The 16,642-nt window shown below is 70.8% G+C and carries 1 protein-coding gene; it reads right to left on the bottom strand.

The genetic code is table 11. From position 1 onward, the window contains the following. Positions 1 to 3: 3 nt before the first annotated feature. Complete coding sequence (locus tag NY1_RS00660) at positions 4 to 16,515, bottom strand: non-ribosomal peptide synthetase (protein ID WP_067706594.1); 16,512 nt, start codon at positions 16,513 to 16,515, stop codon at positions 4 to 6. Positions 16,516 to 16,642 lie beyond the last annotated feature (127 nt).

The following is a 16,642-nucleotide window of genomic DNA, read 5'->3' as shown; positions in this document are numbered from 1 at the left end:
CCGTCAGCCGGGCAGGTTGGACTCCGTTCCCGCGCACAGGCTTTCGACGGCCGGTGGCTCGCCGAGCACGCGCGCGATGTGCCGGAGCGCGGTGTCGCTGGTCAGCTGCCAGTGCGTCACCGGGACCTGATGGTTGTGGATGCGCCCGGTGACGGCGCCGGTCCAGGTGTCGGCGTTCACCGATCCGGTCGGGTCGTCCGCGGCGGCGGTGAAGTAGGTGAGGTCACCGGCGAACGGTTCGGCACGGTAGTCCGCGGCCAGGGCGGCCGAGGCGACGGCGGCGGCGACCACCCGCTCGATGCGGGCGGGCCCGAAGGCGGCGAACGGCTCGGGCAGCGTGCTCAATCGCTGCGGCAGCTGATCGAGATCCGCGATGTCGTCCAGGCCCAGCGCGGCGGCCTGCTCGCCCAGGAGCCCGCCGAGCAGGTCGGCGACCGTGACGGCGCCGGCCTGGACCGGTCCGGCGCCGGTGCCGGTGCCGGGCAGGCGGCTGTCCAGCAGGGCCAGTACGGCGACTTCCGCACCCTCGCTCTGCAATTGCACCGCCATGGCGTGCGCGAGAATGCCGCCGAGGGACCAGCCCAGCAGGTGGTAGGGGCCTTCCGGCTGCACCGAGCGAATGTGCTTCACATACAGGCGCGCCCAGTCCTCGATCGAATCCGGCAGCGGCGCCGCCGAACTCAGCGCCGGGGACTGGAGGCCGTAGAGCGGCTGCCCCGGCGGCAGGTGCGCGGCCAGCCCCGCGAAGGACCAGGCGATGCCGCCGATGGGATGCACACAGAACAGCGGCGGGACGGCGCCGTCCCCGGCGCGCAACGGCAGCAGCACGTCGAAAGCGGCGTCCGGGCCGGTGCTTTCGCTGCCGCGGGTGCGCAGTTCGCCGATGATCGCGGCCGGGGTGGGTGCGGTGAACACCCACATGACCGGCACGGGTTCGGCGATCGCCGCGCTGAAGCGCGCCACCAGCTTGGTGGCCAGCAGCGAGTTGCCGCCGCGTTCGAAGAAGTTGTCGTCCAGGCCGATCCGATCCACGCACAGGACCTCGGCGAAGATATCGCAGACCGTGGTCTCGAGGCTGGTGCGCGGCGCGCGGTAGGACCGGGCCGCGAGCGCCGGTGCGGGCAGCGCGGCCCGGTCGAGTTTGCCGACCGGGGTCAGCGGGACCGCGTCCAGGACCACGATCGCGGTGGGCACCATGTGCGCGGGCAGCGCCCGGGCGGCGTGCTCGCGCAGGCGGTCCGGGTCGGCGGTGGCGTGCGGCGCGGCCACCACGTAGGACACCAGTATGGTTGCGCCCGCACTGTTCTCGCGGCCGACGGTGACGGCGAAGTCGACGGCCGGGTGGGCGGCCAGTACCGCGTCGATCTCGCCGAGTTCGATGCGGAAGCCGCGGATCTTGACCTGGAAGTCGGTGCGGCACCGGTAGTCGATGGTGCCGTCGGCATTCCAGGCGACCACGTCGCCGGTGCGGTACATCCGCGCGCCGGGCTGGAACGGATTGGCGACGAAGCGTTCCGCCGTGAGGTCGGCGCGGTCGAAGTAGCCGCGGGCCAGCTGCGCACCGGACAGGTACAGCTCCCCCGCGACGCCGGCCGGGACCGGTCGCAGGCGGGCGTCGAGTACATAGACCTGGCTGTTCCAGACCGGGCCGCCGATCGGCACGGCGGGGGCGGCGGTATCGCGTACCCGCTGGGCGGTGATCGATACCGCGGCCTCGGTCGGGCCGTACAGGTTGAACAGTTCGATGTGCGGTGCGGCCGTGGCGAATCGGCGGGCCAGGGCGGCGGGCAGGGTTTCACCGATGGCCAGCACCCGGCGCAGCGAATCGGGGAGCCGGCCGGTCAGCAGGGCATCGAGCATGGCGGGCACGGTGTGCAGGGTGGTCACGGACTCGCGGGCCATCAGGGCGTTGAGGTAGGCGGGATCGCGGTGACCGTCCGGTGCGGCGATCACCAGGCGGCCGCCGCAGGTCGCGGCCGACCAGAATTCCCACACCGACAGGTCGAAGGTCACCGCTGTTTTCAGCAGTACGGCATCGTCACCGCCGAGGCCGAACTCCGCTGTCTTCCAGAGCAATTGGTTCACGATCGCGCCGTGCGAGACGGCGACGCCCTTGGGTCGGCCGGTGGATCCGGACGTGAAGATCACGTAGGCGGTGTGCGCGGCGCGCAAGGGCGCACGGCGGTCGGCGTCCGTGATCGGAGCGGAGTCCAGCCGCTCGAGATCCAGCCGCTCCACGTTCAGCACCGTCGCCGCGTCGGTCACGAAATTCGTTGCGGTGTCGGTCAAGACGCAGATCGGCGCGGCCGTCTCCAGGATGTGCCCGGAGCGCTGGGCGGGCTGGTCGGGGTCCACCGGGACGTACGCGCCACCGGCCCGGCTCACCGCGTACATGGCGACGACCAGGTCCACCGATCGCCGGATGGCCAGCGCGACCCGCGATTCCGGTCCGACGCCGAGTGCGATGAGCGCGCGGGCGAGGCGATTGACCCGGGCGTCGAGTTCCCGGTAGGTCAGGCGGCTGCCGTCCGCGGCGATCAGCGCGACCGCGTCGGGTGCGGCGGCGACGGTGGCGTCCAGCAGGGATACCAGCGTGGTCTCGTCGGCTCGCGGCAGCGGGCGCGCGGTGTCGTTCCACGCCAGCAGGATTCGTTCGCGTTCCGCGGGCGCGAGCAGTTCGATCGCACCGACCGGTTGCCGCGGATCGGCGACGACGGCCGCCAGCACCCGCTGGAACCGGTCCGCGAAGCCGCGCACCGTCGACTCGTCGAACAGGTCCGTCGCATAGGTCAGGTACCCGCCGATCCCCGTCGGCGCGCCCTGCTCGTCGTAGGCGTCGGCCACGATCAAATGCAGATCGAACTGCGACAACTGCCGATCCAGCGACAGCCCCGCGACGCTCAATCCCGGCAGGTCCAGGGCGACCGGCGCCAGGTTCTGGAAGGACAGGCCGACCTGGAACAGCGGATGCCGCGCCGTCGAACGCGCCGGGTTCAGGATCTCGACCAGCCGCTCGAACGGCACGTCGGCGTGCGCGAACGCCTGCAGATCGGTATCGCGCTGGCGTTCCAGCAGTTCCGCGAATCCGGCCGCCGCGTCCACCCGGGTCCGGAACACCAGGGTGTTGACGAACATGCCGATCAGATCGTCCAGTTCCGCCGCGCCGCGCCCCGCCATGGGCGTGCCGATGGCGATGTCGCTGCTGCCCGAGAGCCGGGCCAGGGTGAGGGCGAACGCCGTGTGCACCGCCATGAACAGCGTCGCGCCGTGCGCCCGCGCCAATTCCATCAGCGCCGCATGGGTGGCCGCGTCGATGCCCACTTCCACCCGGCCGCCCGCGTAGGACTGCACGGCCGGTCGCGGCCGATCGCGCGGCAGCTCCAGCTGATCGGGCAGGCCGGCGAGCGCTTCGCGCCAGTAGGCGATCTGCGCGGCCGCGATCGAGCCCGGCTGGTCCTCGTCACCGAGCAGGGCGTGCTGCCAGAGCGCGTAATCGGCGTACTGCACGGGCAGCGGCGCCCAGGCCGGTGCGTGCCCGGCCGCGCGAGACACGTACGCGGACACCAGATCCCGGGTCAGCGGCCCGCCGGAGAAGCCGTCGGCGCAAATGTGGTGGACCGCCATGGCCAGCACGAAATCATCGTCGCCGACTCGCCACAGTGCGGCCCGCACCGGCACTTCGGCGGTGACGTCGAAGGTCGTCGACGCCAGCGCCAGCACGGCCGCTTCCACCTCGCCGACCGTGTCCACGGTGAGCGCCGGAACCTCGGAGTCGCCGGGCGGCAAGACGACCTGCACCGGTCCGCCGGCGGTCTGCGGGTACACGGTGCGCAGGATCTCGTGCCGTTCGACGAGGTCGGCGAACGCCAGCCGCATCGCCTCGACGTCGAGCGCACCGGTCAGCCGGATGGCCACCGGAATGTTGTAGGCCGTGGAGCCGGTGTCGAACCGGTTGAGGAACCACATTCGCCGTTGCGCGGGCGACAACGGAATCCGCTCCGGCCGCACACACGCCACCAGCGCCGGGCGGCCGCGCTCGCCGCCGAGTTTCGCTATCTCACAGGCCAATCCGGCGACGGTGGGGGCAGCGAACAGCATCCGCACCGGCACCTGAGCGCCGACCGCCATACCGAGGCGTGCGGTCACACGGGTGGCGAGCAGCGAATTGCCGCCGAGCGCGAAGAAGTCGTCGTCGGCGCCGACCGCACGCGGCCCGGTGGCGTCGCCGAATCCGAGCACGTCCGCGAAGACACCGGCCACGGTCCGCTCGGCGTCGGTCGCCGGTTCACGGAACGGCCGCGCCGCGAATTCCGGTGCGGGCAGCGCCTTTCGATCGAGCTTGCCCACCGCCGTCAACGGCAGCGCGCCGAGCACCACGACGGCGGCGGGAACCATATGCGACGGCAGCGTACGAGCCGCCCACTCGGTCAGATCCGCCGGTTCGAGGTTTTCACCGACCACATACGACACCAATACGGTGACGCCGTTGGGGTTCTCACGCCCCACCGTCACCACCTGCTCGACGGCCGGATGGGCGGCGAGCACCGCGTCGATCTCGCCGAGTTCGATCCGGAAGCCCCGGATCTTCACCTGGAAGTCCGTGCGCCCCAGGTACTCCAGGGTCTCACCGGCCGTCCCCGCGGCCCACCGCACCAGGTCGCCGGTCCGGTACATGCGGTCGCCGGGCGGCCCCCAAGGATTCGCGACGAACCGCTCCGAGGTCGCCCGGGTGCGCAGGTGATACCCGCGCGCAAGCGCCGGGCCGGACAGATACAGCTCACCCACGACCCCCGGCGGCACGGGCCGCAACCGGGCGTCGAGCACCAGCGCCCATCCACCCGGCACGGGACGGCCGATCGAGACCTGCTGTCCCGCGACCAAAGTCGTATAGGTGGCCCCGATGGTCGCCTCGGTGGGCCCGTATCCGTTGATGAACCGCCGCCCCGGCTGCCACCGCGCCAGCAGCTCGGCCGTGGTGGCCTCACCGCCCGCCGAGACCACCGCCAGATCATCCAGCCCACCCGGTTCGATGGTCCCGAGCAGCGCGGGGGTGATGATGGTGTGCGTCACCCGCTCCCGCCGCAGCAGGTCGTGCAGTTCCGCGCCACCGACGATCTCGGGATCGGCGATCACCAGCGTCGCCCCGCGGTACGCGGCCGTGGCGATCTCTTCCAGGGACTGGTCGAAACTCGGCGAACAGACGTGCAGCATCCGCGAATCCGGTTCGAGCCGCAGCAGTTCGGCCGAATGCGCGACCAGCCCTGCGAGACCCGCATGGGTGACGGTGACGCCCTTCGGCATCCCGGTCGAACCCGAGGTGTAGATGACGTACGCCAGGTTCGACACCCGCACCGGCGCGGTCCGCTCCGCAGCGGTCACCGTTGCCGGCGAGCGCACCGCACAATCGGCGAGCAGTTCGGGTGCGTCGAGCAGCAGCCAATCCACCGCACCGGCGGATCCACCGGACCGCTCGCCGGAGTCCGTCGCCTCGCCTGCCCGTGCCGCGCTGCCCGGCAGCAGATCCGCGTGCCGGGCGACCGTGATGCCCACTGCCGCCGCCGAATCGGCGAGCAGGTAGCGGACGCGCTCGGCCGGATAGGACGGGTCGATGGGCAGGTAGGCCGCGCCGGTCTTGGCGACCGCCCAGATGGCGGCGATCATGTCGTAGGAACGGCGCATGGCCAGTGCCACTACGGTTTCCGGGCCGATGCCACGTTCGATGAGGACGCGGGCGAGGCGGCTCGAGAAATCGTCGAGTTCGCCGTAGGTGTGGGTGCGGCCGGCGTCGCGGACGGCTATGCGGTCGCGGCCGAAATCGATACCGCGGGTGAGCAAGTCGGGCAGGAATCCGGTTTCGGCCGGGAGACCACCGCCCATGCGGGTGAGCCGGTGGTACTCATCCGCACCCAGCAATGGCAACTCGTCCACCCGAGTGTCAGGCCGGTCCGCAACCGCTGCCAGCACACGCACGAAGCGCCGGGCGAACGCCTGCGCCTCGGTGTCGTCGAACAGGCTGCGCGCGAAGGAAATCCGGCCATGCCCGCCGGACGATTCGCCTGCGATGACAGCGACCGACAGTGCCGGCTCGGCCGGACGAGCAGTGGCCGAAGCGGGCCGATGCACCTGCTGCACGTGTCCCGGCTGGTTCGGAAAGGCTAGCGTCACATGGAAGAGCGGATGCTGATCTAGTGGCCGGCCCGCGCCCAGCAGGGTGGCCAGGTCGTCCAAAGGGATTCCGGCGTGGGTGAATCCGCGACGTTCGATGTCGTGGGCCGCCGGTAGGAGGTCGATGAAGCGCGCGTGCTGATCCACGCGGGTTCGCAGCACCAGTTCTGCCTGGTCGCCCGTGATCGGGGAACCGATGGCGATGTCATCGGTGCCCGCCAGCCGGCCGAGCAGTGCCGACAGCGCGGTGCGGACCACCGACGTCCAGCTGACACCGGCCGTATCCGCCAGCCGCCGCAGGCCCTGCTGCACCTCGTCGGGAATCGAGAAGGCCAGTCGCCCAGGGGAATCGAGGAATACTCCGCCCGAGCGACCCGAGGGTAGCTCGAGCCGCTCCGGCAAGCCGGACAGGGCGGTGCGCCAGTAGCGGGTGCGGGTGATCGAGTCGTCGGATTCGGTGTCGAGTCGGCCCGGGATGTCGGCGGCGGAACCGGTGGCCGTGCGGAGTTCGGCGAGGGCGCGGCGCAGGCGTTCGCCGACCGCGCGGGCGGTGTCGTCGGCGACCAGGTCGCGGCGGTATTTCACCTGGACCAGGAGGGTGGCGTTCAGGAACACCATGACGGTGATCGGGTAGTGGGTGGAGTCGTCGCCGCGGACGTCTTCGATGCGCAGGCCGTCGATCGCCGTCCCGGCCTGGCGGAGACCTTCGGCGTCCACCGGGTAGGACTCGAAAACCAGCATGGTGTCGAAGAGTTCGCCGAGGCCGGCGGCCCGCTGGATGGCGCCGAGGCCGAGGTGGTGGTGATCCAGGAGGGCGGCCTGTTCGGCTTGCAGGCCGGCGATGACGGCGGGCAGCGGCTGGTCGGCGAACCGGACGCGGACGGGGATGGCGTCCACGAACAGGCCGATCATTTCGCCGATGCCGTCGAGCTGGGCGGGGCGGCCGGAGATGGTCGCGCCGAACACGATGTCGTCGCGGCCGGTGGCGGCGGCCAGGGTCAGGCCCCATGCGGTTTGGACGAGGGTGTTGGCGGTGACTTCGGCGGCGGCCGCGTGCGCGGTGAGGGCCGCGGTCTCGGCGGGGGTGAGTTCGAAGTCGTAGCGGCCGAAGCCGTTGCCGTCCGGGGCGGGCCAGGCCAGGCTGGGGGTGAGCATGGTCGGGGTGACCCCGGTGAGAACCTCGGCCCAGGCCGCGGTCGCGGCCGCGCGATCCTGGCGCGACAGCCAGTGCAGGTAGTCACGGTAGGGGCGCACGGCGGGCAGCGGCGCAGCATCGCCACCGGTCGCGTACAGGACCAGGAGTTCCTTCATCAGCAACGGCATCGACCAGCCGTCGAGCAGCATGTGATGGCCGGTGAGGAGCAGATCGATGCGGCCGGTCTCGGTGCGGCACACCGTCATACGCAGCAGCGGTGCGACAGCGGGGTCGAAGCCGCGGCGCTGTTCGGCGGCGGCGATATCGGCGAGCTCGGATGCGCGGACCTCGACGAGTTCGATCGGGATTTCGACGCGGTCCAGGAAGAGTTGCACGGCGGTGCCGTCGGCGGCGGGGACGAAGGCGGCGCGCAGGTTGGCATGCCGGTCCAGCAGGGTGCGGGCCGCGCGGCGCAGGCGCTCGAGGTCGAGATCGCCGGTCAGCTGCACGGCCAGCTGGATGATGTAGGCGTCGACCGAACCGTCCAGGAGTTCCATGAGCACGCGCAGGGAATCCTGGAGCGGGGACAGCGGCAGGACGTCGGTGAGCGTGGGATAGGTGCGCCGCCAACCGTCCAGCTCGGTCTGGGAGACCTTGACGAGCGGGACGTCCGACGGGGTCAGGCCGCCCGCTCCGGGGGTGCGAGCGTGCGCGGCTAGGGCGGTGAGCGCGGTGGTGAAATCGTCGGCGAGTTCCCGGACGGCGGCCTCGTCGAGAATGCCGCTCGCGTAGCCGAAGGACAGCTCGAGTTGTGGCCCGGCGGCGGTGTCGGCGGTGATCGCGTTGATGTCGAGTACGGTGCCGACGGGCAGCGCCGGATCGTATTCGTAGTCGAGTTCGCCCAGATCCGCTGTGGGCAGCCAACTCTGGTCGGTCAGGTCGGCGGGGACGCCGGTGCGGCCCAGGTAGTTGAAGCCGATCTGCGCGATGTCACCGGCGAGCAGGCCGGCGGATTCGGGATGGAGGTGACGCAGCAGACCGAAGCCGATGCCCTTGTCCGGCACCGCGATCAACTGTTCCTTGACCGACTTCAGCACCGTCGCGAGGGCGGTGCCGTCGCAGTCCACGGCAGCGGCGGGCGCGGCCGACAGATCGATCGCGATCGGATGGATGCTGGTGAACCAGCCGAGGGTGCGGGTCAGATCCGCGCCGGGCACCGCGGCTTCCTCGCGCCCGTGCCCTTCGAGCCGGATACGGGTGACGGGGGCGTCGATTCCGCGCCGGAACCGCCACATCCGCACCGCCAGTGCGAGCGCCGCGAGCAGGCCGTCGTTGACGCCGCCGCGATACAGCGCGGGCAGCAGCGTCAGCACGGCCTCGGTGTCCTCGACGGGAATCCGCACGGAGACCGATCGCACGGTGGCGTGGGTGTCGAGCGCGGGATCGAGGTCGCGACCGCCGAGCCGAGGGTCCGGGGTGGCGAGAATGCGCTGCCAGTAACCGATTTCGCCGGTTCGTTGCGCCGCTGTCTCGACCAGGCCGTGTGCCCAGCGCCGGAAGGAGGTGCCGACCGGCGGCAGCGCGATGGGCTGTCCCGCCGCGTGCTGTGCCCACGCCACCGCCAGGTCCGGGATCACGATGCGCCAGGAGACGCCGTCGATCACATAGTGGTGCGCGGCCACGATCAGCACATCGCGGGCCCCGGCCCGGCGCAGCCAGGTGAAGGCGATCATGCGGCCGGCGGCCGGGTCGAGCCGGTCGAGGGCGGAATCCATTGCGCTGCTACCGATTCGAGACAGCTCCGCGCCCGTCACCGCCTCGGCGATCTCGACTTCGGCGATCAGCTCGCCGGTCTCGGCGGGATCGCGCGGCAGCACCTCGAACCGCCACCCGGTCCCGTCGCGCCGGACTCGCGAATGCAGCACCTCGTGCCGATCCAGCACCGCCGAAATCGTCGCGATCAACCCGGCCCGGTCGATGCCTTCGGGCAGCGCCAGCACCATGGTCTGCGCGAACCGATCGGACGAACCGGTCGCCAGGAACTCGGCGAGCACCGGCGTCAGCGGCACCTCGCCGATCCCGCCACCCGGCAACTCCGCCAACACGATCGGCTTCGCGCTCTCCCCCACCGACGCGACCCGTGCCAGCGCCGCGACCGTCCGCTGCTCGAACACATCGCGCGCCGTGAAGGCGATCCCGGCCGCTTTGGCGAGCGACACCAACTGGATGGACATGATGCTGTCGCCGCCGATGGCGAAGAACGAATCGTCCACGCCCACCGACTGCACCCCGAGCACCCGCGCGAACAACGCGGCCAGTTCCGATTCGACCGCCCCCTGCGGAGCACGGCTGACCGTCGTAGCGAAAACCGGCTCCGGCAGAGCTTTTCGATCCAGCTTGCCGTTGGACGTCAGCGGCAGCTCGTCGAGAACAACAATGGCCGCCGGCACCATATGCGCGGGCAAGATGCCCTCCGCATACCGGATGAGCCCGGCCGTATCGACCTGTTCGCCCGATGCCGCGAGCACATAGGACACCAGCGCGGCTGCCCCGGACGGCAGCGTCGCGCCGAGAGTGACGGCGAAACCGACATCCTCGTGACCACCCAATACCGCATCGATCTCACCGAGTTCGACCCGGAAACCGCGCACCTTCACCTGGGCGTCGCTGCGTCCCACATAATCGAGCCGCCAATGTGCCGACGGTGCAACGCGATTCCCGCTCGCGGCAGCGCTCACATCTTCGGCAATGGAACCGAAGGCATCCGTGTCTGCGGAGACGGGTGCCGGGATCCAGCGCACCACGTCGCCCGTGCGGTACATGCGTGCACCAGGTCCACCCCAGGGGTCGGCGAGGAAGCGTTCGGCGGTGAGACCGGCTCGGTTGCGGTAGCCGCGGGCCAGGCCCCCGCCTGCCAGATACAGTTCGCCCGCGACACCCGGCGGGACGGGGTTCAGGCGGGCGTCGAGCACCAGTGCGGACATGCCGGTGACGGGTTCGCCGATCGTGATGCGTTGCCCGGCGGTCAATTCCGCATAGGTCGAGATGATGGTGGTCTCGGTGGGGCCGTAGGCATTGAAGTAGCTGCGGCCCGGCTGCCAGCGGGCCAGCAGTTCGGGGGTGGTGACGTCGCCGCCGACGGAGACGACCTCGAGGTGGTCGAGTCCGGCCGGATCGACGGTGCCGAGCACGGCCGGGGTGATGATGGCGTGCGTGACGGCCTCGTCGCGCAGCAGATCGCCCAGCTCGGCGCCGCCGACGATGGCGGGCGGCACGATGACCAGGGTCGCGCCGACGGAGAAGGCGCACAGCCATTCCAGGACCGAGGGATCGAAACTCGGTGAGCAGATGTGCAGGAAACGGTGGTGCGGTTCGAGCCGGTAGCGGCGGACGGCTTCGGCCACGAGCCCGCCGAGGCCGCCGTGCGTGACGGTGACGCCCTTCGGGAGCCCGGTCGAACCGGACGTGTAGATGACATAGGCGGGATGCTGAATGCGCAGGGGCGCAAGGCGTTCCGCATCGGTCACGGGCGCGTCGGGCTGAGCGTCGCAGAGTTCGGCGGTGGCGGCGTCGTCGAGCAGCAGCCAGTCGGTTCCGCCGGGCAGCCGCTCGGCGTATTCGGTGTCGGTGATGCCGAGTGCCGCACCGGAATCGGCGACCATGTGCCGCATCCGCTCGGCCGGGTAGCCCGGATCGATCGGGACGTGCGCGCCGCCCGCCTTGGCGATGGCCAGCACCGCGAGCACCAGTTCATAGGAGCGCGGCAGCCCGACGGCGACCAGGGTTTCCGGGCCGACGCCGCGCCGGATCAGCACCCGGGCCAATCGCGAACTGCGCGAATCGAGTTCGCCGTAGGTGATAGACCGGCCGCGATAACGCACCGCCACCCGGTCCCGGCCGGCGGCGACGCCCTGGGACAGCAGGTCCGGCAGCATTCCGGTCGCCATGACGGCATCGGGGCAGACCCGCGTCAGCCGCGCGAGTTCGTCGTCACCGAGCAGGGGCAGATCGCCGATCGGGCACTGCGGGCGCTGCACGGCGGCGGCCAGCAGTCGGGTGAATCGTTCGGCGAACACCTCGACGGTGCGCCGGTCGAACAGTTCGGCCGCATAGCTGAATTCCGCTGCGCCGCTGTCGGGTTGGATGTGCAGAGCGAGATCGAGCACCCCGGGCTCCAGGTCCGGCCGCGCGTCGACGGTCAGCATGGTCCGGACCATCGGGTGCCCGTCCCGCGCGCCGAGCAGTGCCGACAGCTCCTCGTACGCCAGACCCGCACGCTCGAATGCGTGCCGCGCAACGTCTTTCGCCTGCGCGACCAGATTCTCGAAGGAATCATCCCCCGTCACGGCGAGCCGCAGCACCAGCGTGTTCGCGGTATCCGAGTACGTGCCGACGGCGATATCACCGGTACCCGACAACCGAGCCAGCAGCACCGCGAACACCGAATGCGCGATGGTGAATACGGTGGTGTCCCGGCCTCCCGCGAACTCCCGTACCTGGTCGGCCAGTTCGCCATCGAGCGAGAAAACGACGCGCTCAACCGTCGACCGGTCCGCAACACCCGACCGCGGCCAGTCCACCGGCAGATTCAGCCCATCCGGCAAGTCCGCCAGCGCATTACGCCAATACCGCGTCTGCGCGATCAGGTCATGACGTCCGTCGAGAACCTCGTCCAGCTCCGCCGGCGTCCGCTCCGGCGCGGCGGCGAATTCGCCGATCAGCGCCCGCACCCGCTCCGCCAGCGCCTGCGCGGTAGCGCCGGTGACCATATCGCGCCGGTGCTGTACCGCGATCCGCAGCCGCGCACCCAGCTCGACCTCGACGGCCACCGGATAGTGCGTGAAGTTGACGGCCTGCACATCGCTGATCTCGAGGCCATCGATGGTGCCGTACGCCTCCCGCAGCCCCTCGGTATCGACCGGATAGGACTCGAACGCCAGCATGGTGTCGAAGAGCTCGCCCGCACCCGCCGCGCGCTGGATATCGGCCAAGCCCAGGTGATGGCAGTCGAGCAGCGAAACCTGTTCGGACTGAAGCCGTTTCACCAGCTCCCGGACCGGCTCGTCCGCCGCGAACCGCACCCGCACCGGAATGGTGTTCGCGAACAGGCCGACCATATCGTCGATGCCGTCGAGCTGCGGCGGCCGTCCGGACACCACCGCGCCGAAGGTCGCATCCGAGCCACCCGTGCATGCCGCGAGGGTGAGACCCCAGGCCGCCTGCACGACCGTATTGACGGTGACCTCGGCCGCACCGGCGAAGGCCAGCAGCGCTTCGGTTTCGGCGCCCGAAAGCTCCACGGTGCGAATGCCGTGCCCAGCTTCCGGCAGCGCGGGCGGGACCAGCGCGGTGGCCAGCCGGGTCGGCGTGACCCCGGTCAGCGCGGCACGCCATTTGCCGAGCGCGCCATCTCGGTCCTGACCCGCCAGCCACACCAGGTAGTCCCGGTAGGGCCGGGTACGCGGCAGCGCATCCCCGTCCATGGCGTAGGAAACCAGGATTTCCTTCATGAGCAGCGGCATCGACCAGCCGTCGAGCAACAGATGGTGCGCGGTCAGCGCGAGATGGGTGCGCCCGGATGCGGTGCGGTACACCGTGAATCGCAGCAAAGGCGCGATCCCGAGATCGAATCCGGTGCGCTGATCGGCCGCCAGCAGCGGCGCGGGATCGATGTCCGGGATGTCGAGGACCCGCCACGGCACCGGCACCCGGTCGGTGACGAGCTGCACCGGGGTGCCGTCGGCCGCGGAGCCGAACGCGGTGCGCAGGATGGCGTGCCGGTCCAGCATGCCCTGCGCGGCCCGCCGCAGCCGATCCAGATCCACGACCCCGGACAGTTCCATCGCCCATTGCAGCAGGTACGGGTCGGATTCCGCCGAAACCTGGGCCAGGAACAGCAATCCGGCTTGCAGCGGGGACAGCGGCAGGACGTCGGTCAGGCCGGGATGGTCCAGGTGCCAGGCGTCCAGTTCCGCCTGGGTGGTCCGGATCAGCGGCACATCGGCGGGGGTGAGACCACCGGCGGCGGGATGCCGCACGTGCCCGGCGAACAGCGCCAGCGCGGATGTCCAGGAATCGGCCAGGGCTCGGACCTCGTCCTCACCGAGAATCTCACCGGCATAGGTGAACGAGGCGGAAAGCCGTGCGCCCGAGTCGGTTTCGGTGACGATCGCATTGATGTCCACCACCGCCGCGGCGGGCAGCGCCGGATCCTGTCCGGCCGCGGGCTCGCCCCATTCGCCGGTGGGCAGCCAGCCGCCGTCGGCCAGCTCCTCCGGCACGCCCCCGGCGGCGATCCGGCCGAGATAGTTGAACCCGATCTGGCCGAGCGAACCGTCGAGTTCCCCGGCGGTCGCGTCGCCGAGATACCGCAGGATGCCGTATCCGATGCCGTTGTCCGGCACGGCGAGCAATTGCTCCTTCACCCGCTTGAGCACCGCGGCCGTTCCAGCGCCACCGTCCCAGGCGGCGGCGGTATCGAGGCCGGTCAGGTCGAGCGCCACCGGATACATGGTGGTGAACCAGCCGACGGTGCGGGTGAGGTCCGCGCCGGGCACGGCCTGCTCCTCACGGCCGTGGCCCTCCAGGCTGATTCGCGTGGCCGGCGCGTCGATGCCGCGGTCCGCGCGCCACGACCGCACGGCCATGGCGAGGGCGGCGAGCAGGGCGTCATTGACTCCGCCGCGATACAGCGCCGGCAGCTCGGTGAGTACGGCCCGGGTGATCTCGGGGGTCACCGCCACGCTGAAGTGGCGCACGGTGGCCGCGGTGTCGATGGCCGGATCGAGGGCCCGCGCACCCAGCACCGGGTCCGACACGGCCGAAACCTCACGCCAGTAAGGCAATTCGGCGCTGCGATCGGCATCGCGCAGACCGTGCGCCCACCGCCGGAACGACGTGCCGACCGCGGGCAGATCGATCGGCTGGCCATTGGCGTGCTGCGCCCACGCCGTCACCAGATCCGAGATCAGCACCCGCCACGAAACACCGTCGATCACATAGTGATTCGCGGCGACGAGCAGAGCGTCCGGGCCGTCCGGGCGGGACAGCCAGGCGAAGGCGATCATGCGCGCCGCCGCCGGATCCAGCGCACCGACGGCGGAATCCATTGCGGCACCGGCCAGTTCACCCAGCTCGTCGACGGTTCGCCCGGCCGGGACCTCGACTCGCACCAGCAGCTCTTCGATATCGACCGCGCCCGGCGGCAGCGTCAGCAGCTCCCACCGTCCGCCGCCCCCGGCCCCATCCACATCGCCGGTGAATCGCAGCCGGGCGCGCAGCATGTCGTGGTGATCCAGCACCGCGCGCAGCACCGTCAGCACCTGCGCCCGCTCGATCGACTCGGGCAATGCGAGCACCATCTGCTGGGTGAACCGCCCGAACGATCGCCCACCGGCCAGATGACCCGCCAGCACCGGCGTCAACGGGATGCCGCCGACTCCGCCGCCCGCGAGCTCCGTCAGGTTCGCCACGGGTTCGCCACCGGTCGCCGCGACCCGCGCCAGCCCGGCCACGGTGCGATGTTCGAAGACGTCTTTGGGGGTGAACAGGATTCCCGCCGCGCGCGCCCGCGACACCAGCTGAATCGACAGGATGCTGTCGCCGCCGACCGCGAAGAACGAATCCTCCGCCCCGACCTCCACACCCAGGACCTGCGTGAACAGCTCGGCCAGCCGGGTTTCGACGGGGCCTTCCGGAGCGCGCGAGGCCGCCGCCTCGAACACCGGCTCGGGCAGCGCCTGCCGGTCGAGCTTGCCGTTGGGGGTCAGCGGGATCGCCTCGAGCGCGATGACGGCGGACGGCACCATATGGCCCGGCAGCGTCGCGCCCGCATACCGCGTCAGCTCCGCGGCATCGACTTCGGTCCCGTTGCGCGGCAATACGTACGACACGAGCGCGGTCGCACCCGACGGCGCGACCCGGCCGAGGGTGGCGGCGAATTCGATATCGGGATGCGCGGCCAGCACGGCGTCGATCTCGCCGAGTTCGATCCGGAAACCGCGGATCTTCACCTGGAAATCCGAGCGCCCGACGTATTCGATCGCGGCGTCGGGCCGGCGGCGCACCAGGTCACCGGTGCGATACATGCGCGCCCCGCCGCCGTGCGGATCGGCCACGAAGCGTTCGGCGGTGAGCCCCGGCCGGCCTAGATAGCCCTGCGCTAGTGCGGGTCCGGACAGATACAGCTCGCCGATCACGCCTGCGGGCACCGGCCGCAGACGCGTATCCAGCACCATCGCGCCGATGCCCGGCAGCGCCGTGCCGATCGTGATCGGCTCTCCCACAACCATTTCGGCGCTCGTGGTCGCCAGAATGGTGGCTTCGGTCGGCCCGTAGCCATTGAAGAAGGACCGCCCCGCCGACCAGCGTTCGACCAGCCCGGGCCCGAAGGCGTCGCCCGCCACGACCACCACCCGCAGCGCGTCCAGGCCGTCCGGATCCACGGTCTCCAGCGCGGCGGGCGTGATGAGCATGTGGGTGACGCGTTCCCGGCGCAGCAGTTCGGCGAGTTCCGGCCCGCCGAACACCGTCGGCGGGGCGATCACCAGGGTCGCGCCGGAACCGAAGGCCAGCAGCAACTCCAGCACCGAGACGTCGAAGTTCGGCGAGCACACGTGCAGCACCCGCGCCCCGGCGTGCACGCCGTAGCGCTCCCGGGTGGCGGCGACCAGCGCGGCCAGCCCGGCGTGGGTGACCACGACGCCTTTGGGGCGGCCGGTCGAGCCGGAGGTGTAGATGAGATAGGCCGGATGCTGATCGTTGAGGGTGCGCACCCGGTCGAGATAGGAGATGGGATGCGCGGGCCGGGCCGCGATCGCCGCCGCCAACTCGGGGTCGTCGAGTTCGAGCCAGTCGATATCGGAACCGAACCGCTCCCGCTGAGCCGCATCGGTGAGCCCGAGCACCGCCCGTGAGTCGGTAGCGATGTACGCGCTGCGCTCGGCCGGCAGGTTCGGATCGATGGGCACGTACGCCGCACCCGTCTTGGCGACGGCCCACACCGCCGCGACGGACTCGATCGACCGCGTGAAACCGATGGCGACCACCGCGCCGGGACCGATGCCGCGGGCGATCAGCTCCCGCGCCAGCCGCGAGGACCGCTCGTCGAGTTCCCGATAGGTCAGCTCGCGCCGATCGCCCGCCCGCCCGGTCGAGTCATAGCTGATGGCAATCGAATCCGCCGACGCCTCGACCGTGCCGGTCAGTAACTGCACCAGCAGTGGGTTACCCGCCTTGCGACGGCCACGATCTCGGACGGTACGACGAGCTCTATCCATCCGGGTACTGCGGTCCTCTCATCACAAGCCCGCGGGTTGCGCCGCTCTGGCACGGAAACCGACG

The organism is Nocardia yamanashiensis NBRC 100130, assembly GCF_001613325.1.
GTDB classification, from domain to species: domain Bacteria; phylum Actinomycetota; class Actinomycetes; order Mycobacteriales; family Mycobacteriaceae; genus Nocardia; species Nocardia yamanashiensis.
Note: the sequence above shows the minus strand (reverse complement) of the source record. Positions and strands in the feature narration are given on the sequence as shown.